Consider the following 17,909-nt stretch of genomic DNA (forward strand, 5'->3'; position numbering starts at 1 on the left):
CGGTTTCAGGACGGCATGGCCGAAAACTGCGGCACGTCCATGGGACGCACCCATTCGAGCCTGCGCTTCGTGAACATCTCGAGGCCGGGGCGGATGCCGGACGGATCGACGAGGCTGCCAATCGTGACGAATACCATGCCGGGGAAAGACTCCAGATTCGACGTGAACAGCCGGGCGCCGCAATCCGGACAAAAATTCCGGTCCAGCTTCTTGCCGGATTCGCTCACATAAGAAAACGATATCGGCGTCCCGCGCAACAAGGTGAAATCGCTGGTTGGAACGCCAAAAAAGGTCGCCATCGCACCGCCAGTGGCGCGTTTGCAGTCGTTGCAATTGCAATTGGCGATGAAGTCCGGATCGGTGTCGAACTCGAACGCGATCTTGCCGCAGGCGCACTGGCCTTGGTGCTTCTTGCTCATGGGTTCTCCAAGTTGGGTAGACGCGCTTCGATGGCGCTCTGTAAAAGTCTAGGATGGCCGGCATGGCGTGTCCAAGACCGAATTTGCATCAACCGAGTCTTCGTGGGTCTCATATGCTGGATCTTCGCCAACTTTCCTATTTTGTCGCCGTCGCAGAAGAGGAGCATGTCGGACGCGCGGCGGTCCGGCTGCATATGTCGCAATCGCCGCTGAGCCGGCAAATCGCCCAGCTCGAGGACATGCTGGGCCTGGTACTGTTCGAGCGCATACAGCAGCGCATCCGCCTGACGCGTGAAGGGCGGGCGTTTCTGGCGGAGACCAGGCTGGTCCTCATGCAGGCGCAGCGCCTGGAAGCACTGGGCCGCAGTCTTGGCTGCGGCACGGATGGCGAACTGCATATTGGCTATGTCGAGAAAGCAGTTCACGCCGGCATCCTGCCAGCCGGCCTGCGAGGTGTACGCGAGCGGGAGCCCGCGGTGCGCGTCGGGCTGCACAGCTTGCGAGCGGGCAGTCAGCTTCTGGAACTGCGACAGCGCAGTCTCGACATCGGCATCGTCGGCGATAAGCCTGCCCCGGAGTACGGCGAGCTCGCGGCAGCACGGGTATTCGGTGACCCTGTCGTGCTGGCCCTGTGCGCGTCGCATCCGCTGTGCGTCACACCGCTGGTGAGCCCGGCGGACTTGCGCGGCCATCAGTGGATAGGCGCCGGCTTCGAAGACGGTGCGTCCGGCCGCGACGATTTCGTCGGCGCCTGCGCCCGGGCCGGGTTCCACCCGCGCTTCGAGGTGGAAGCGGGCGACCCGGCCACGGCATTGGGACTGGTCGCCGCGGGGCTGGGAATGGCCATGGTGCCGCAGGGTGTGAGCGCGCATGCGCCGTCGGGTGTCGTCCTGCGCGCAGTGCCGTGGCTGCGTTACCGGATTTCCCTTTGGATAGTTTGGCACCGCGCTAACACGCGCCCCCTGGTGACGCTATTCCGGAAAACCCTGCTGGAAAATATCGAGGAGTCGACACATGAGCAATAAGCCACCATTGCCAACAGCAAGCCTGGAAAAGCGCCGGCAACAGATCTACCCCGTGCTGACCGATGCGGAGCTGCGCTACGTCGGCCGTTTCGCCATCGAGCGCAGGTTCCACGACGCCGAGCAGGTGTTCGCAGCCGGGCAGGCGTGTCCCGATATCCTTTTCATCCTGCAGGGGCAGCTGGTGCTCCGGCGCCATGACGGCCTGGGCGGCAGCGAGCCGCTCGCCATCCTCGGTCCGGGCGAGTTCAGCGGGGAGGAGGGCCAGCTGGCCAACCGTCCAGCGATGGAAAACGCGTGGGCGCAAGGTGAACTGGTAACGCTAGCCTTGTCGTCCGGCGCCTTGCGCACCCTCCTCATCACCAACGCCGACCTTGGCGAGCGCATCGTCCGGGCAATGATATTGCGTCGCATCGCGCTGATCGAACGGAACTCGGGCGGCCCGCTGATCGTCGCGCCTCAGGACAACCGGTGCGTGCGCGACATCGAACACTTTTTGACGGCCAACGGTCATCCGTACACGGTGCTCGATCCCACCCAAGATGTGCGGGCGGCGGCATTGCTGGAAGCCGAAGCGCCAGCGGCGGGCGAATGGCCGCTCGTGCTCTGTCCCGGCGCACCGGCGAGCTGGAATCCATCCTTGAGCGACCTGGGCCGCTGCATCGGACTGTTACAGGAGACGGATCCAGGCAAGATCTGGGACGTCATGGTGGTAGGCGCCGGTCCCTCCGGCCTGGCCACGGCCGTGTATGCCGCCTCGGAAGGACTATCGGTCATCATTCTCGAAACGTTCGCGTATGGGGGGCAGGCCGCCGCCAGCGCGCGTATCGAAAACTACCTTGGCTTCCCGTCAGGAATCACCGGCGCCGCGCTGACCGGACGCGCCTATGTGCAGGCCGAAAAATTTGGTGTCGAGGTGGCGATTCCTGCGTCGGCCGCTTCCCTGATGGCGGACGCCGGACCGCTTGCCGTGGCGCTTTGCGGCGATAAGCGCGCGTTGCGCGCCAGGACCGTGGTGCTGGCATGTGGCGCCCGCTATCGCCGGCCGGCGCTGGCGAACCTGAAGCGCTTCGAGGGACGCGGTGTGTATTACTGGGCCTCGCCCCTTGAGGCCCGCTCGTGCCGACAAGTCGAGGTCGTGCTGGTCGGCGGCGGAAATTCGGCCGGCCAGGCAGCAGTGTACCTTGCTGCACATGCCTCGAAAGTGCACATGCTGGTACGCCGCGACGGACTGTCGGCGACGATGTCGAGCTACCTTGTCAGCCGCATCGAGGCGACATCGAACATCGAACTGCATGCCCACACCGAAATCGTTGAACTGCTCGGCGACAACGAGGGCTTGTGCATGGTCCGGGTACGCGATGCCCGCGAGGACGTGGAGCGCGACTTCGCGGTGCGCCACCTTTTCCTGTTCATCGGGGCGGACCCGAACACCGGCTGGCTGGACGGCAGCGGTATCGCCCTGGACAGGAACGGCTTCATCCTGACGGGGCAGGACGCCGGGAAAGCACCTGGCGACCGGCCACGCAAGGAACTCGAAACCAGCCTGGGCGGGGTGTTCGCGATCGGTGACGTGCGCGCCGGCTCGACCAAGCGGGTGGCGGCCGCCGTCGGCGAAGGCGCCGCGGCGGTGGCGCAAATCCATGCGTTTTTGGCGGACGCGCCGTCTTACCAAAATTAACCAACATTTACTCGCTTACATGAGCTTCGATTGATCATGATCATGTTGGCAAAGCTTCTGCCAACTAATCGGAGAAATAGATCATGAACATCGAGATGCTGCGGGTGATGCCATGAGCTACAAGCTCAGCGTCAACGGCAAGACGATGCAAGCGGATGTCGACGCCGATACCCCCTTGCTCTGGGTATTGCGCGACACACTAGGCATGACCGGCACCAAGTTCGGTTGCGGCGCAGCCCTGTGCGGTGCGTGTACCGTCCACATCGACGGGGTGGCGAAGCGCTCTTGTGTCACCCCGGTGTCGCTGGTCGAGAACGGCAAGGTGCAGACGATCGAAGCCTTGAACCAGAGCGCCACCGGACGTGTGGTCCAGCGAGCATGGCTCGATCTCGACGTCGTCCAATGCGGCTACTGCCAGTCCGGCCAGTTAATGCAGGCAACAGCCTTGTTGGAAAATAATCCTTCGCCCAGCGACGAGGATATCGACGACGCCATGTCGGGCAATATCTGCCGTTGTGGGACCTACCAGCGCATCCGCGCAGCGATCAAGCAAGCCGCGCGCGCGCTCGCCGATCCGAATCAGCGGAGGGAAGCATGAAGCCCGGCGATGTAGCCGATCCGCAGCGGCGAGTGCTGCTGGTGGCGACGCTCGGCGCCGGTGGCAGCTTGCTGCTCGGTGGCTGGCCGTCGCTGCTGGCGGCGGCGCCCGGACGTCCCACCATGCCCGCTGCGGGACTGGCGCCGAACGCTTTTGTCCGCGTCGATCGGGACGGCACCGTCACAGTCTTCGCACCTTATGTAGAAATGGGGCAGGGCGCCTACACCTCGCAGGCAATGATCGTCGCCGAGGAACTCGAGGTCGCCCCGGCCAGTGTGAAGATCGAAGCGGCGCCGGCGGACGAAAAGCGCTACGGCAGTCCGACGCTCGGCGGCCAGATTACAGGCGGGTCGCAATCGATGGCCGGCGCCTGGATGACTATGCGCACCGCGGCGGCTGCGGCGCGCGTCATGCTGGTCCAGGCGGCGGCCATGCAATGGCGGGTCGCGCCGTCCGAATGCGCGGCGCTCGATGGCGCTGTGGTACACCAGGCATCGGGCCGCCGGCTTGGCTACGGGCAATTGACGGCAGCTGCAGCGAAGCTGCCCGTGCCGGCCGAGCCGCCGCTCAAGGAACGCAGCGCCTTCAAGGTCATAGGCCAGCCCGTCAAGCGAGTGGACAGCGCAGCCAAGGTCGATGGGAGCGCCAAATTCGGCATCGACGTCGCGTTACCGGGAATGCGTTACGCGGCGGTGGCGGCGTGCCCGGTCTTCAATGGCAAGCTGCGCTCGGTCGACGGGACCGCCGCGCTGCGTATCAAGGGCGTGCGCCAGATCGTCAAGCTGGACGATGCCGTCGCCGTGGTCGCCGATTCCACCTGGTCGGCGATGAAAGGCCTGGCAGCGCTGGATATCGACTGGGACGAAGGCGTGAACGCCAGACTCAGCACGGCGGATTTGGTTGACGCCGCCGACGCCGCCTTACGACGGCCCGGCCTGGTCTTTAAGAGCGTCGGGGACGTGGCCGCCGCCGAGGCCGCTGCAGTACGGCGCTACGATGCGGTTTTCCGTTTGCCGGCTCTTGCTCACGGCACCATGGAACCGATGAACTGCACAGTGCATGTGCGTGCCGATGGTTGCGACGTATGGTGCGGCAGCCAGGTCGTAGGGCGGGCGCAGCGGGTGGCGGCAGAAGCCACCGGCCTGCCGCTCGAAAAAGTGCATGTGCATAACCAGTTGTTGGGCGGCGGCTTTGGCCGGCGGCTCGAAACCGATTATGTCTCGCAGGCAGCTCGCATCGCGCGCCAAGTCAAAGGACCAGTGAAAGTAACCTGGAGCCGCGCCGAGGACTTGCAGCACGATTACTACCGCGGCCATAACCATAGCAGGGTAAAGGTGGCCCTGGACGCGCGCGGCATGCCGCAAAGCTGGCGGCATCGGGTCGCAGGACCAAACATCATGGCGCGTTTCCTGCCGGTTTACCAGAAGGACAATATCGACCTCGACGTGGTAGAGGCGGCCAATGGGCATTACGACATCCCTAACCTCCACATCGACTTCACCCGGCACGAAGCGCCAGAGGGCATGCGTACCGGTAACTGGCGTGGAGTGGGACCAACCCGCAACCTGTTCATCACCGAGAGCGTAATGGACGACCTCGCTGCGGGTGCGAAGATGGACCCGATTGGCTTTCGGCGCGCGCTGATGGGCAAGGCGCCGCCGCGGCTGCACCACGTTCTTGATGTCGCCCAAGCCCAGTCCGGCTGGGGCACACCGCTGCCGACTCGTAGCGGACGCGGTGTGGCGCTGTTCGAGGCTTTCGGCAGTTTCCTCGCCATCGTAGCCCGGGTCCGGGTCGCCGAATCGGGCCAGATCCGTGTAGAGCACGTGACCTGCGCGGTCGATACCGGGGTCGCCGTGAATCCGAACGTCATCCGAGCGCAGATCGAGGGTGGCATCATGTTCGGCATTTCGGCGGCATTGCACGAGCAGGTCATCGTGGCCGACGGCCGCGTGCAGCAGGCGAATTACGACAGCTATCCGGTACTGCGTATCGGCGAGGCGCCTGCGGTCGACGTGCACATTGTCGACAGCGCGGAAAAGCCCGGTGGGGTGGGCGAACCCGGAACCTCGGGCGTAATTGCCGCGGTGGCCAACGCCGTATATGCCGCCACGGGCGTTCGTAGCTATTCTCTGCCGCTCGATCCAGCCAACTTCAAGGTGCCAACATGAACGTTCGTCCGTTCTGCTGCATTGCGGCCATCGCTTTTGCCATCACAGCGTCCGCCCAGGACTCCGAGATACAAGGCCAGTTGAAGCCCCCTGCGGCCTTCAACGCGATCAAGGACCCTGGCGAGCGCTCCGTTGCCATCTTCATCGAGGCCGGCAAGGTGATCCTGAGCCCGCGCTGCCTCAATTGCCACCCGTCCTTGCGCGCGCCAACACAAGGCAATGACCTGCATGCACACGTGCCGCCCATGGTTGCAGGCGCGTCCAACATGGGGAAGCCAGGCCTGCTATGCGCCAGTTGTCACCAGACCGCGAACGTCAGCGCGCCCGGCACCAAGTTCCGTTCGATTCCAGGCCACGAACACTGGAGCCTGGCACCGGCGTCGATGGCTTGGCAAGGCCTTAGTCTTGGCCAGATTTGCGAGCAGTTGAAGGATATTAATCGCAACGGCGGGCGCAGCCCGGCTCAGATCACCGAGCACATGGGCAAGGACAAGCTCGTGGGCTGGGCATGGCATCCGGGCGAGGGGCGCAGGCCGGCGCCCGGCACGCAGAAGGTCTTCGGCGAACTCATCCGAGCCTGGATCGACACCGGAGCGCGGTGTCCGCGCTGATGCGTGGACAAGCTGTTGGCGAAATACCGGCCCGGCGCTTACGTGTCCAATACAAGGTGGGTCGCCTCGTGCTCGGTACGGAGCAGGATCTTGCCGCTCGTGACACGGGTGAAAAGGAGGGGGATTGTTCGAAGTTGGCCTGCCGAACAAGATCGTGAACGGTTACTCCGCCGACGCCACGCTACGGTCGATTGAAGATAGCCTCATCAGCATGTTTCCCATTCATGTCCTGCAAATCAAGATAAACTATCGGGTTGCGTTAGAAGCTGGGCATGAGGACTTGAGGAAGATGAAATACGGCAAACGAAGGCTGAGTGTTGCACCCATGATGGACTGGACGGACCGCCACTGCCGCGTGTTCCATCGCCAGATCACCCGCCACACCTGGCTGTACACCGAGATGGTGACGACCGGCGCGCTGGTATACGGCGACGTCGAGCGCCATCTGCGCTACGACGGCATCGAGCACCCGGTCGCCCTGCAGCTGGGCGGCAGCGAGCCGGCCGACCTCGCCAAGAGCGCGAAGCTGGGCGAGCAGTGGGGCTATGAAGAGATCAACCTGAATTGCGGCTGCCCGTCCGAGCGCGTGCAGAAGGGTGCGTTCGGCGCTTGCCTGATGAACGAGCCGCAGCTGGTGGCCGACTGCGTGAAGGCGATGCGCGACGCCGTTTCCATCGACGTGACCGTCAAGCACCGCATCGGCATCGACTACAACGAAGAATATGGTTTCGTGCGCGACTTCGTCGGCAAGATCGCCGATGCCGGCTGCCAGACCTTCATCGTCCATGCCCGCAACGCCGTGCTGAAGGGCCTTTCGCCCAAGGAAAACCGCGAGATCCCGCCGCTGCGCTACCACGTCGCCTACGAACTCAAGCGCCAATTCCCCGACCTGGAAATCATCATCAACGGCGGCATCAAGACCAACGACGAGATCGAAAGCCACTTGCAGCACGTCGACGGCGTGATGATCGGCCGCGAGGCTTATCACAATCCCTGGCTGATGGCCGACTGGGACGCCCGTTTCTATGGCGATGAAGAGGGCGGGCCGGCCTCGCGCGAACAGGTGCTGGAAGCCATGATCCCCTACATCCGCGCCGAACTCGAACGCTACGGTCCGCTGGGCCTGCGCCTGAACAGCATCACCCGCCACATGCTGGGCCTGATGGCCGGGCTGCCGGGCGCACGCGCCTTCCGCCAGCTGCTGTCCGACTCGCGCCGCCTGGCCGAGGGCAATCCGGAACTCCTGCTGGAAGCCGCCGGCCGCATGGGAAAAGCAGCCTGATCGATTAACTTTTTGTTACGGCGGCGCCAGGCAGGGCCGCCTCATCTGTTCATAATCCGCCACAGGGCCTGTTGTCCAGACAGCTGCCCCTCTTCATTTTCCTTGCTCAACAGCAAGAATAGACCCATAATTCGGGCTCTTCTCCCCGCATGGCCTCCGATATTGTTGTAGTAGCGAAACAGTATTGAGCAGGATCATGTTTACTCGATGCAAGCGTCGAGTTTTGATTTATCCTGACGGAAATACACAAAAGTTCACGGAGAGGTTGAACTTTTAGTAACAAACAGCGACGCGCGGCGCAGAAGGTTCCGGGCGGATCCAATCATTTGAACCAGGGAAGACAGTAAATGAATTTATCCAACATGAAGGTCGGCATGCGTCTGGCGCTGGGCTTCGCTCTCGTGCTCGTGCTGATGGTCATCCTGACCGTCGTCGGCGTGGTGCGTATGGCGCAGATCCAGAACCGTCTCGACCATGTCGTGAGCGTGAACAACGTCGTGACCCGCCTGGTCGTCGACATGCGCAATAACGTCAGCGAACGCGTCACCTCGCTGCGTACTCTGACCCTGATGACCGACCCGGCCGACATGGAGCCGGAGCTGAACCGTTTCAAGGAACAGACCGCCAAGTACGACGCCCTCCAGCAAAAACTGGAAGGAAAGTTCGCCGTCGAAGCATCGGCTGAAGAAAAGGGCCTGCTGACCCAGGTCAAGGATGCGGAAGCCGTGGCCATGCCGGCCATCGCCAAGGCATCGGCACTGTACCTGGCCAACAATGCCATGGACGCTACCCGCGTGATGGTCAAGGAAATCCGTCCGGCCCAGAAGAAATGGCTGGACGCACTGGACCAGCTGGGTGCACTCGAAGACAAGCAGAACAACCAGACCCAGGTGGACGCGGAAGCCCAGTTTGCCAGCGCACGTAACTTCATGCTGGTCCTGCTGGTCCTGGCCGTCGCCATGGGCGTCGCCGCCGCCGCCGTGATCACCCGCGGCCTGCTCAAGCAACTGGGCGGCGAGCCGGGCTACACCTCGAAGATCGCCACCAGCATCGCCGAAGGCGACCTGTCGATCGCCATCGACACCAAGTCGTCGGATCGCGGCAGCCTGCTGAGCGAAATGAAACAGATGCGCAACAGCCTGGTCGACATCGTCAGCCAGGTCCGTCGCGGCACCCACACCATCACCACCGCGTCGCGTGAAATCGCCGCCGGCAACACCGACCTGTCGTCGCGTACCGAACTGCAAGCCAGCTCGCTCGAGAAGACCGCATCGGCCATGGAAGAGCTGACCTCGACCGTGAAGCAGAACGCCGAGAACGCCCGTGAAGCCAACCACCTGGCCGCAACCGCATCGGACGTGGCACGCAAGGGCGGCGAAGTGGTGTCGCAAGTGGTCGGCACGATGGGCGAGATCAATAGCTCCGCCAGCAAGATCGCCGACATCATCGGCGTGATCGACGGCATCGCCTTCCAGACCAACATCCTGGCACTGAACGCCGCCGTGGAAGCGGCACGTGCCGGCGAACAGGGCCGCGGCTTCGCGGTCGTGGCATCCGAAGTGCGTAACCTGGCCCAGCGTTCCGCAGCGGCTGCAAAAGAGATCAAGACCCTGATCGGCGACTCCGTCGAGAAGATCGGCCGCGGTTCCAAGCTGGTCGGCCAGGCCGGCGTGACCATGGACGAAGTGGTGGGCAGCGTCAAGCGCGTGACCGACATCATGAGCGAGATCGCCAACGCCAGCGCCGAGCAGAGCGCCGGCATCGAGCAGGTCAACCTGTCGATCATCGAGATGGACGGCATGACCCAGCAGAACGCCGCCCTGGTCGAGCAGGCAGCCGCCGCCTTCCAGAGCCTGCAGGACCAGGCAGCCGAACTGCAGCGCGTGGTCAGCATCTTCAAGCTGGAAGGCGAAGAAGCGGGCGCTGAAGCAGCACCGGCGCCGAGCACGATGGCCGTCGCCACCCGTGCAGTCGTCGCCCGCCCGGCCCCGGCCCGTCGGCCAGCCGCATCGCCGCAGCTGAAGAAGCCGGCTGCCGCCCGCAAGCCGGCAGCGCCGAAGGCAGACGACACGCAGGCGCCGGAGTCCGGCAGCAGCTCGTCGACCTCGAAGAAAGTCGCCGCGGCAGCCGCCAGCGACGACTGGGAAGAATTCTGAGCCAGGACGGCTCGTCAAACGGCCGGTAAAGCTACCGGCCTTTTAAAAAAACTTTGTTATTTAGGGGAAATTAAAATGTCCAACAAGAAATTCGCCGCTGTCCTGTTTGCCAGCCTCTTCGTCACCGGCTTCGCTGTCGCCGGCGAAACCCCGGCCTCCTTCGATCCGTCGAAGTGCAAGGTCGAATACCCGAAAGCTTCGCTGATGAACGAAGAGCAGGGCGTCACCTCGATGTCCTTCCAGATCAACGCCGACGGTTCGGTCGCCGATTCGAAGCTGGAAAAGTCGAGCGGCTTCAAAGGCCTGGACAAGGCAGCCCTGAAAGGCCTGTCGGCATGCAAATTCAAGCCGGGCACCAAGGACGGCGCACCGGCCCAGACCTGGACCAAGGTCGACTACGCATGGAAGCTGGACTGATCCTGCGCTTTCTCTAGAAGTACAAGAAACCGGCCCGCAAGGCCGGTTTTGTCGTTTACGGCGCCGGCCGCAGGCCGCGCCTGAAGATCGTGTCCACGACCTGGTGCCCGACCGCCAGGCCGCTGGTCTTGTCGAACTGCCAGTGCACGCCGAGGTAGATGCGGCTTTGCCCGTTTTCTTCCTCGGCCTGCGAGAGGCTGCTGTAGGTGCGCGCCCATCTGGGTCTGGTCCAGCCCTGGTTGTCGTGCGTGACGCCGTTCCATTCGTCCGAGAGGAAGGTGAACCTGAGCTTGTCGCCGTACAGCCGCCGCAGGGTGTGGAACAGCGAGCCGCCGGCGACCGCATGGCCAGACGGGTAGGCGGGGAAGGGCGGCGTGAAGTCGGGGCCGACCAGGTTGCTGGCCGGCGCACCCAGCGGCGTCCAGTTCGGGTCGCCCAGCGTGTCCAGGTTGCCGTCGCCCCTGCCGGTCGGGCCGCTGCCGGGACTGCCTTCGCGCACGCCGTGCACCGGGCGCCAGAAGCGGTAGTAGTACTTGGCTTCCCAGCAGGCGATGACGCTGTCCGCCAGCGCCGCATTGACCAGGCCCAGGGCGCGCGCCTGTTCGAGCACGTCGCCCGTCTGCGTACGGATCACCTGCAAGGCGATCTGGTTGTACATCCTCATCGGCGTGCCGAGCCAGGCCGTGCTGTCGTAACCCCAGTAGACGCCGATCCGCGTCTGTTCCTGGGTGCGCCTGGTTGCGGGACCGTTGCCGCCCAGCTGTTTGACCTCGTTGAAGGCGCGCGTGTAGGCATCGCTGCTCAGGGCCGGCGGCGGGGGGCGGGCGGAATGCGCTGGCCGACGGGATCACGAAAGGCTTCACCTGGCCCCAGTAGGCGCCGAACGCGACCTGGCGCTGGCTGACCGGATCCGGGCGCCATTTGCCCGGTGCCGTGTCGAGCGGGTAGTCCTCGCCGACGATGGGTTCGGGCCGATCGGAACCGTCGTTGGCGCGCAGCGCAAGGATGGCCGCCGCCGCCCGGCGCCCGATATCCATGCCGTTCAACTTGCTGCGGCCGCCAGGAATCCGGGCAAGATCGGCGCTCAGCTGGCCGTGCAGGCGCTCGGCCTGGTGCGGGTACAGGGCGGCCAGCGTATCGTGAGCGGCCTGGGCGATTGCCGCGTCTGGCGAGCTGTCGGCAAATGCCGGCAGCGGCCCGCTGTAGCCGGGATAGCGGCGGTAGATCGCGTTCAGGGCGTCATGGATGGCGATATGGAAGATCGCCAGCGCGCGGCTGCTGCGTGTCGGCCCCGCCTGCTCCGGTTCGGCAGACGGGCCGGCGGGCGGCGGCGTATGGTCGATGGCGATCGTATGCCAGGCCAGGTCGCTCCAATAAGCCAGCCGGGCCGTCGCATTGGCCCCGGGCGGCGCTGTGTAGCGCCATGGCGATTCATGGGTATTCGCTTGCGAGGGGTAGGCAACGGGGTCGTTAGGACCGGTGCCGGCAAAGGCGACCAGCGTTGGAAGAAGCAGCAAACAGAGCAGTGGCTTGATGCGCAATTTCATGGCAGAACTCCGGTCGGAAACGCGAAGGGGCCGACGCGCGCACTGCGCCGCGCGAACGCAATGGCAGGCTCGGTCATTCGACCTTACGGGGTCGGCCTTGCGAGGACAAGCGCAACAGCAAGCGGAGTTGATCCGGGACAGTCGAGATTCCACCCGGAATCAAAAGAGGCTTAACTTACCGCAACACGTACCCCTGTTACATATTTGTCGCGCTATGTGTCGATTGTAAAAACTTGCATCAAACGCACTGTGCGGTGGTTCGGATCGCTATAGTGGAATCACACCAACCGAAAGGAGAAGCATCATGAAACGAATCCTCTGTGCCGCTGCCGCAGCCCTGATCAGCACCGCCGCGTTCGTCCCGGCGCAGGCCTTCGCGAAAGGTGACGTGCTGGTCGTCCGTACCGCGCCGCCGGCGCCGCGCCATGAAGTCGTGCCCCATGCACGCCGCGGCTACGAGTGGGCCCCGGGCTACTGGAACTGGAACGGCCACCGCTACGTGTGGGTCAAGGGCCACTACGAGAAAGTTCGCAAGGGCTACACCTACCACCGTCCGGAATGGCGCCAGGGCGATAACGGCTGGACGCTGGAGCGCGGCGGCTGGCAACGCGGCGACCGCGACGGCGACGGCGTGCCGAACCGCGCCGACAGCCGCCCGAACAATCCGAACCGTTCGTAAGCCGTCCCTGCTGAAGCAAAAAGCCAGTCCGAGCGACTGGCTTTTTGTTTTGACAAATGAGGATGCGCAAGTCGGCCGTATGCTGCGTGCCTAGCATGGGAAGTCCGAATGTTATAGGAATTACACCATGCTTTGCATTTCTTTCAAGAAAACTGCCTTGGCTGCGCTGCTGCTGGCGTGCTCGGCACATGCGGCGGTGCTCGAATGTCCCATCAATGCACCGGCCGATTGGAAGACGCCCAGGTCGAAGCTGGACCGGGCGCGGGTATTTGCCTATCTGCCCAGCACGCGGGCGGATGAGCGGGCGCTTGCGGAGGGATTGCCGGAGAAGGAGTGGCAGACGGGCGGGACCTTGTACCAGCTATGGAACATGAAGGCAGGGTCGCGGGCGATGGTTCGTCAGGTGTATTGCAGCTATACCGGGACGGGGCGGTTCATTCGCTTCGATGCGCGCAGTACTGCGCGTTGCCTGGCCAAGCGGCGGGTGCGGGGGGATGCGTTGATGCCGGGGTCGCTGGAGTTTCGGTGCAGGTGAGGGACCGAAAAACAAAAAGCCCGGAACTTTCGAACCGGGCTTTTCATCGTATTTTTTTTGGGGTGGCTGATGGGACTCGAACCCACGACAACAGGAATCACAATCCTGGACTCTACCAACTGAGCTACAGCCACCACTGTCTTACTTGCTGTCTCGTTGTTGCCGAGACAGAACGAGATTATAGCGGCGACTTCGCCATCTGGCAAATCTAAATGTGCCCAGCAGTGCGAGGCAGCGCGAAGCTGGTCTCCTGTACCGGCGGGTCGACGCCGATCAGGCTGTTAAACGCCGCCGACAGGGCAGTGGCGCTGGCGCTCGTATAAGCCGCCAGCCGCGCCGGCACCTGGGCGTCGAAAGCGCGCAGCAAGCCGCCGGCTTCCAGCAAGCGGCCCAGCTGGCGCGCCACGGCGTCGCCGGTGTCGACCAGCACCACGTCCTTGAAACCTTCAGACGCGATCACGTCCTCGATCGAGGCCTGCACCAGCGGGTAGTGCGTACATCCCAGTACCAGCGTATCCGCCCCCTGCGCCAGCAGCGGCGCGATATAGCGCCTCAGCATGGCGGACGTCTCCTCCGAATCGAGTTCGCCGAATTCGATCTGGTCGGCCAGGCCCTGGCAGGGCTGCAGCAGGAATTGGGCGCCGGTCGCTTCGGCGATTTCGTCGCGCAGTTTCAGGAACTTGGCGCCGGCCAGGGTCCGTTCGGTGGCCAGCACGCCGACCTTGCCATTGCGCGTGGCCGCGGCGGCCGGCTTCAGGCCTGGTTCGACGCCGACGATGGCCAAGTCCGGATAGCGCGTGCGCATGCGCCTCACGGCCGACACGGTCGCGGTATTGCAGGCCACGACCAGGGCCTTGGCGCCCTGTGCAAGCAGGAAGTCGGCAATCGCGAAACAGCGTTCGGCAAGCACGTCTTCCGGCTTGTCGCCGTAAGGAGCGAAGCCGGAGTCGGCCACGTAGATCAGGTGTTCGTGCGGCAGCAGGGCGCGGATATGGCGCAGCACCGACAGGCCGCCGACGCCGGAATCGAAGATGCCGACCGGGGCGTCGCGGGACGGGAAGAGCAGATTCATGGGCTCATGTTAGCACGCGCGGATGCACCATGGCTGGGGGGATGCGGCGCCGCGCATCGCTGCTATATTGGCCTGATGAAGACGACAACGAGAACCCTCATCGCCGGCCTGTCCCTGGCCTGCGCCGCCGCCACGCCTGCCCATGCCGACCGCGTCGACGACTACATGAAACAGCAGATGGCGCTGAATCACGTGCCGGGCGCCGCGGTCGCCATCGTCAGGGACGGCAAGATCGCCAAGCTGCAGACCTATGGCCTGGCCAATCTGGAATGGCAGCAGCGCGTCACGCCGGACACCATGTTTCAGCTGGCCTCGTCCACCAAGCCTTTCACCGGCATGCTGCTGATGCGGCTGCAGGAGGCGGGCAAGCTGTCGCTGGACGCCAGCATCGCGCACTACGTGCCGAACGCGCCCGAGAGCTGGCGTGCGATCACGGTGCGCCACCTGGCCGATCACTCGTCCGGCATCCCGGACAATGTCCACGTAAAACCGGATGCCACGCTCGACGACTACGTCGACGCGGCCGCTGCGATGCCGCTCGCGCACGCGCCGGGTGCGTCCAGCGAATACGGCATTGGCGGCTACACGGTGCTCGCCAGGGTGATCGAAGCGGCGGCGGGCATGCCGTATCCGCAGGCCCTCAGGCATTACGTCACCGGGCCGCTCAAGCTCCAGGCGAATTTCGAGTACAGCAGCGGCGAGCCGAACATGCGCAGCGTGGAAGTCGTGCCGAAACGGGCCGCCGTCTACGACTGGGATGGCGGCCGCCATAAAAACTTCAGCTTCCATTTCGGTCCGCTCGCGTACGACGCCGGCGGCCTACTGGCGTCGGTCGGCGATCTCGCCAAGGTGGCGGTGGCGCTCGACAAGGGCACCTTCCTGCGCAAGGAGTCGATGCAGGCGATGTGGACGCCGGCGCAGCTGGGCAACGGCACCGTGAACGGCTTCGGCATCGGCTGGGTGGTCAAGGAGCTCAACGGCAGGCCGACGGTCGGGCATTCCGGCGGACCAGCGCTGTCGGACATCCTGCGCTTGCCGAACGAGCGCGCGACTTTCATCGTGCTGACCAATGGCGCGAAGCTCTATCCCTATCTGGCGCAGGGCGTGTCCGAGCTGTTCTTCCCGCCGCCGCCCGTGCGCATGCCGGAAGGGATCGCGGACTCGAAGCCTGAACTCAGCGCGGCGCTGCGCCAGGTGGTCGCCGACGGCATCGCCGGCAAGGTAGACGAAAGCCGTTTCAGCGAGGGCGCGCGCAAGGACTTCGTGCCCGCCTACCAGCGCTTCCTGGCGCCCTACCTGCGTTCGCTGCCGCCGGTCGACGAGTTCGTGCTGGTGTCGGAGACGCCGATCGAGAAGGGCGTGAAGCGCGTCTACCGCGCGCGCCATGGCAGGAAGGCGCAGGGCTGGGGTTTCGACGTCGACCAGGACGGCAAGGTCCTCGGCTTCGGCCCCAAATGAAAAAAACCGCCGCGGCCGGAGCCGGGGCGGTTTTCAATGATGCGAACCTGAATTACGCAACGTTGACCGGAATCCCCTTCAACGACTCGATCTTCGCCGCCCATTCCTTCGGCCCGGTCGTGTGTACCGAGGTGCCAGTGGAATCGACAGCCACGGTCACCGGCATGTCCTTCACTTCGAACTCGTAGATCGCTTCCATGCCCAGGTCTTCGAAGCCCAGCACCTTGGCCGACTTGATCGCCTTCGACACCAGGTAGGCCGAACCGCCCACCGCCATCAGGTAGGCCGACTTGTGGTTCTTGATCGATTCGATCGCCGCCGGGCCGCGCTCGGCCTTGCCGATCATCGCGATCAGGCCGGTCTGCTCGAGCATCATGTCGGTGAACTTGTCCATGCGGGTCGCGGTGGTCGGGCCTGCCGGGCCGACCACTTCGTCGCCGACCGGATCGACCGGGCCGACGTAGTAGATCACGCGGTTGGTGAAGTCCACCGGCAGCTTCTCGCCCTTGGCCAGCATGTCCTGAATGCGCTTGTGCGCGGCGTCGCGGCCGGTCAGCATCTTGCCGTTCAGGAGCAGGGTCTGGCCCGGCTGCCAGGAGGCGACTTCTTCCTTGGTCAGGGTGTCCAGATTGACGCTCTTCGACTTCTGGGTGTCCGGAGTCCACTGCACGTCCGGCCAGGTCGACAGCGCCGGCGGTTCGATGTACGAAGGACCGGAGCCGTCCAGCACGAAGTGGGCGTGGCGGGTGGCGGCGCAGTTCGGGATCATCGCGACCGGCTTCGAGGCGGCGTGGGTCGGGTACATGTTGATCTTCACGTCCAGCACGGTGGTCAGGCCGCCCAGGCCCTGCGCGCCGATGCCCAGTGCGTTGATCTTGTCGCACAGTTCGATACGCAGTTCTTCCAGCTTGTTCTGCGGGCCGCGCTGCTTCAGTTCGTACATGTCGATGTCTTCCATCAGCGACTCTTTCGCCATCAGCATCGCCTTCTCGGCGCTGCCGCCGATACCGATGCCCAGCATGCCCGGCGGGCACCAGCCGGCGCCCATCAGCGGCACGGTCTTCAGCACCCAGTCGACCAGCGAGTCGGACGGGTTCAGCATCACGAACTTGGTCTTGTTTTCCGAGCCGCCGCCTTTTGCGGCGACCATCACGTCGACGGTGTTACCCGGGACCAGTTCCATGTGCACGACGGCCGGGGTGTTGTCCTTGGTGTTCTTGCGCTCGAAATGCGGGTCGGCCACGATCGAGGCGCGCAGCTTGTTGTCCGCGAAGTTGTACGCGCGGCGCACGCCTTCGTTGACGGCGTCCGTGATCGAGCCGCTGCCGAAACCTTCGAAGCGCACGTTCATGCCGATCTTCAGGAACACGTTGACGATGCCGGTGTCCTGGCAGATCGGGCGCTTGCCTTCGGCGCACATTTTCGAGTTGGTCAGGATCTGGGCGATGGCATCCTTGGCGGCCGGGCTCTGCTCGGCTTCGTACGCGCGCGCCAGGTGCTGGATGTAGTCGGCCGGGTGGTAGTAGCTGATGTACTGGAGCGCGGCGGCGACGGATTCGATCAGGTCGTCCTGTTTAATGACAGTCATTTCGTTCTCGTTCAGGTTAGTGTTTGGTGCTGCTTGCGGTGTTGGTCATGATGCGGTCGGTGTAGGCGATGGCCATGGCCGACAGCAGGAATGTGATGTGGATGCCGGTCTGCGCCAGTATCGTCTGGGCGTCGTATTCTCTGGCGTTGATGAAGGTCTTCAGCAGGTGGATCGAGGAGATGCCGATGATCGCCATCGCCAGCTTGGTCTTCAGGACGGACGCGTTCACGTGCGACAGCCATTCCGGCTGGTCCGGATGGTCTTCGAGGTACATGCGCGACACGAAGGTCTCGTAGCCGCCGACGATCACCATGATCAGGAGGTTCGAGATCATCACGACGTCGATCAGGCCCAGCACGACCAGCATGATGGTGGTTTCGTTCAGCTTCTTGGGCGGCTGAGCGCCAGGCACCGTCACGGCTTCGAAGATGTGCTGCAGGGCGTCCTGGTTGCCCATCGCGGCCAGCACCAGGTCCTTCAGCTCGACCCAGAAATGGAACACGTAGACGCACTGCGCCAGGATCAGGCCGAGATAGAGGGGCAGCTGCAGCCAGCGGCTGGCGAACATGAAGCTGGCGAGGGCGCTGCGCTTGCGTGGTACGGAGGAGGGTTGTGATTCGATCATCTGTGTTGAGTGCCGGTCCGGCGCGGACCAAGGTCGGGGTCAAGACAG

The 17,909-nt window shown here is 64.1% G+C and carries 16 protein-coding genes and 1 tRNA gene; 11 read left to right on the forward strand and 6 right to left on the reverse strand.

Going from position 1 to position 17,909, the window contains the following annotated elements:
- Window positions 1–5: 5 nt before the first annotated feature.
- Complete coding sequence (locus AC07PE_RS15055; RefSeq protein WP_498765767.1) at window positions 6–419, reverse strand: GFA family protein; 414 nt, start codon at window positions 417–419, stop codon at window positions 6–8.
- 113 nt (window positions 420–532) lie between these two features.
- Here AC07PE_RS15055 and AC07PE_RS15060 point away from each other — a divergent pair, with 113 nt between their 5' ends.
- From AC07PE_RS15060 to AC07PE_RS15095, 8 genes are all read left to right on the forward strand, one after another.
- Window positions 533–1,444 carry a LysR substrate-binding domain-containing protein gene (locus tag AC07PE_RS15060; protein WP_498765769.1) on the forward strand — a complete coding sequence of 304 codons (912 nt, stop codon included), beginning with the start codon at window positions 533–535 and terminating at the stop codon, window positions 1,442–1,444.
- Entirely contained in the window at window positions 1,434–3,122 is a 1,689-nt protein-coding gene (locus tag AC07PE_RS15065; RefSeq protein ID WP_498765771.1) for an FAD-dependent oxidoreductase, read from the forward strand. The genes AC07PE_RS15060 and AC07PE_RS15065 overlap by 11 nt, the downstream gene beginning before the upstream one ends.
- Window positions 3,123–3,234: 112 nt before the next feature.
- Complete coding sequence (locus AC07PE_RS15070; protein WP_498765773.1) at window positions 3,235–3,720, forward strand: (2Fe-2S)-binding protein; 486 nt, start codon at window positions 3,235–3,237, stop codon at window positions 3,718–3,720.
- Entirely contained in the window at window positions 3,717–5,891 is a 2,175-nt protein-coding gene (locus tag AC07PE_RS15075; protein WP_498765775.1) for a xanthine dehydrogenase family protein molybdopterin-binding subunit, read from the forward strand. The genes AC07PE_RS15070 and AC07PE_RS15075 overlap by 4 nt, the downstream gene beginning before the upstream one ends.
- Window positions 5,888–6,502, forward strand: coding sequence for an Isoquinoline 1-oxidoreductase subunit (locus tag AC07PE_RS15080; protein WP_498765777.1), 615 nt, complete (start codon window positions 5,888–5,890; stop codon window positions 6,500–6,502). Before AC07PE_RS15075 ends, AC07PE_RS15080 begins: the two co-directional genes overlap by 4 nt.
- A gap of 289 nt (window positions 6,503–6,791) precedes the next feature.
- Window positions 6,792–7,784 (forward strand): tRNA dihydrouridine(20/20a) synthase DusA, encoded by a 993-nt coding sequence (gene dusA, locus AC07PE_RS15085; protein WP_498765779.1) that lies wholly within the window; start codon window positions 6,792–6,794, stop codon window positions 7,782–7,784.
- Between the two features lie 347 nt (window positions 7,785–8,131).
- A complete protein-coding gene (locus AC07PE_RS15090; RefSeq protein ID WP_498765781.1) occupies window positions 8,132–9,940 on the forward strand; it encodes a methyl-accepting chemotaxis protein in 1,809 nt (602 codons plus the stop codon).
- A gap of 75 nt (window positions 9,941–10,015) precedes the next feature.
- A complete protein-coding gene (locus AC07PE_RS15095) occupies window positions 10,016–10,357 on the forward strand; it encodes an energy transducer TonB (protein ID WP_498765783.1) in 342 nt (113 codons plus the stop codon).
- Window positions 10,358–10,412: 55 nt separating this feature from the next.
- On the opposite strand, the gene AC07PE_RS15100 is transcribed toward AC07PE_RS15095, so the two are convergent.
- Window positions 10,413–11,015: a vanadium-dependent haloperoxidase gene (locus AC07PE_RS15100; protein ID WP_498765785.1), complete on the reverse strand. Its 603-nt coding sequence runs from the start codon at window positions 11,013–11,015 to the stop codon at window positions 10,413–10,415.
- A gap of 1,193 nt (window positions 11,016–12,208) precedes the next feature.
- Between AC07PE_RS15100 and AC07PE_RS15105 the strand changes: the two genes are divergently transcribed.
- A complete protein-coding gene (locus tag AC07PE_RS15105; protein WP_498765787.1) occupies window positions 12,209–12,583 on the forward strand; it encodes a YXWGXW repeat-containing protein in 375 nt (124 codons plus the stop codon).
- Window positions 12,584–12,710: 127 nt separating this feature from the next.
- Window positions 12,711–13,118 (forward strand): hypothetical protein, encoded by a 408-nt coding sequence (locus tag AC07PE_RS15110; RefSeq protein WP_498765789.1) that lies wholly within the window; start codon window positions 12,711–12,713, stop codon window positions 13,116–13,118.
- A 58-nt stretch (window positions 13,119–13,176) separates the two neighbouring features.
- Here the strand turns inward: AC07PE_RS15110 and AC07PE_RS15115 are convergent.
- Both AC07PE_RS15115 and murI read right to left on the reverse strand, forming a co-directional pair.
- Window positions 13,177–13,252 (reverse strand) — tRNA-His (locus tag AC07PE_RS15115).
- A 74-nt stretch (window positions 13,253–13,326) separates the two neighbouring features.
- Entirely contained in the window at window positions 13,327–14,190 is an 864-nt protein-coding gene (gene murI, locus AC07PE_RS15120) for a glutamate racemase (RefSeq protein WP_498765791.1), read from the reverse strand.
- Window positions 14,191–14,265: 75 nt separating this feature from the next.
- Here murI and AC07PE_RS15125 point away from each other — a divergent pair, with 75 nt between their 5' ends.
- Window positions 14,266–15,648 (forward strand): serine hydrolase domain-containing protein, encoded by a 1,383-nt coding sequence (locus tag AC07PE_RS15125; protein WP_498765793.1) that lies wholly within the window; start codon window positions 14,266–14,268, stop codon window positions 15,646–15,648.
- 52 nt (window positions 15,649–15,700) lie between these two features.
- Here the strand turns inward: AC07PE_RS15125 and AC07PE_RS15130 are convergent, their stop codons facing one another.
- Both AC07PE_RS15130 and AC07PE_RS15135 read right to left on the reverse strand, forming a co-directional pair.
- Window positions 15,701–17,236, reverse strand: coding sequence for a fumarate hydratase (locus tag AC07PE_RS15130; protein WP_498765795.1), 1,536 nt, complete (start codon window positions 17,234–17,236; stop codon window positions 15,701–15,703).
- Between the two features lie 16 nt (window positions 17,237–17,252).
- A complete protein-coding gene (locus tag AC07PE_RS15135; RefSeq protein WP_498765797.1) occupies window positions 17,253–17,861 on the reverse strand; it encodes a TIGR00645 family protein in 609 nt (202 codons plus the stop codon).
- Window positions 17,862–17,909 lie beyond the last annotated feature (48 nt).

Source organism: Telluria sp. GW821-FHT07G12, from assembly GCF_059418525.1.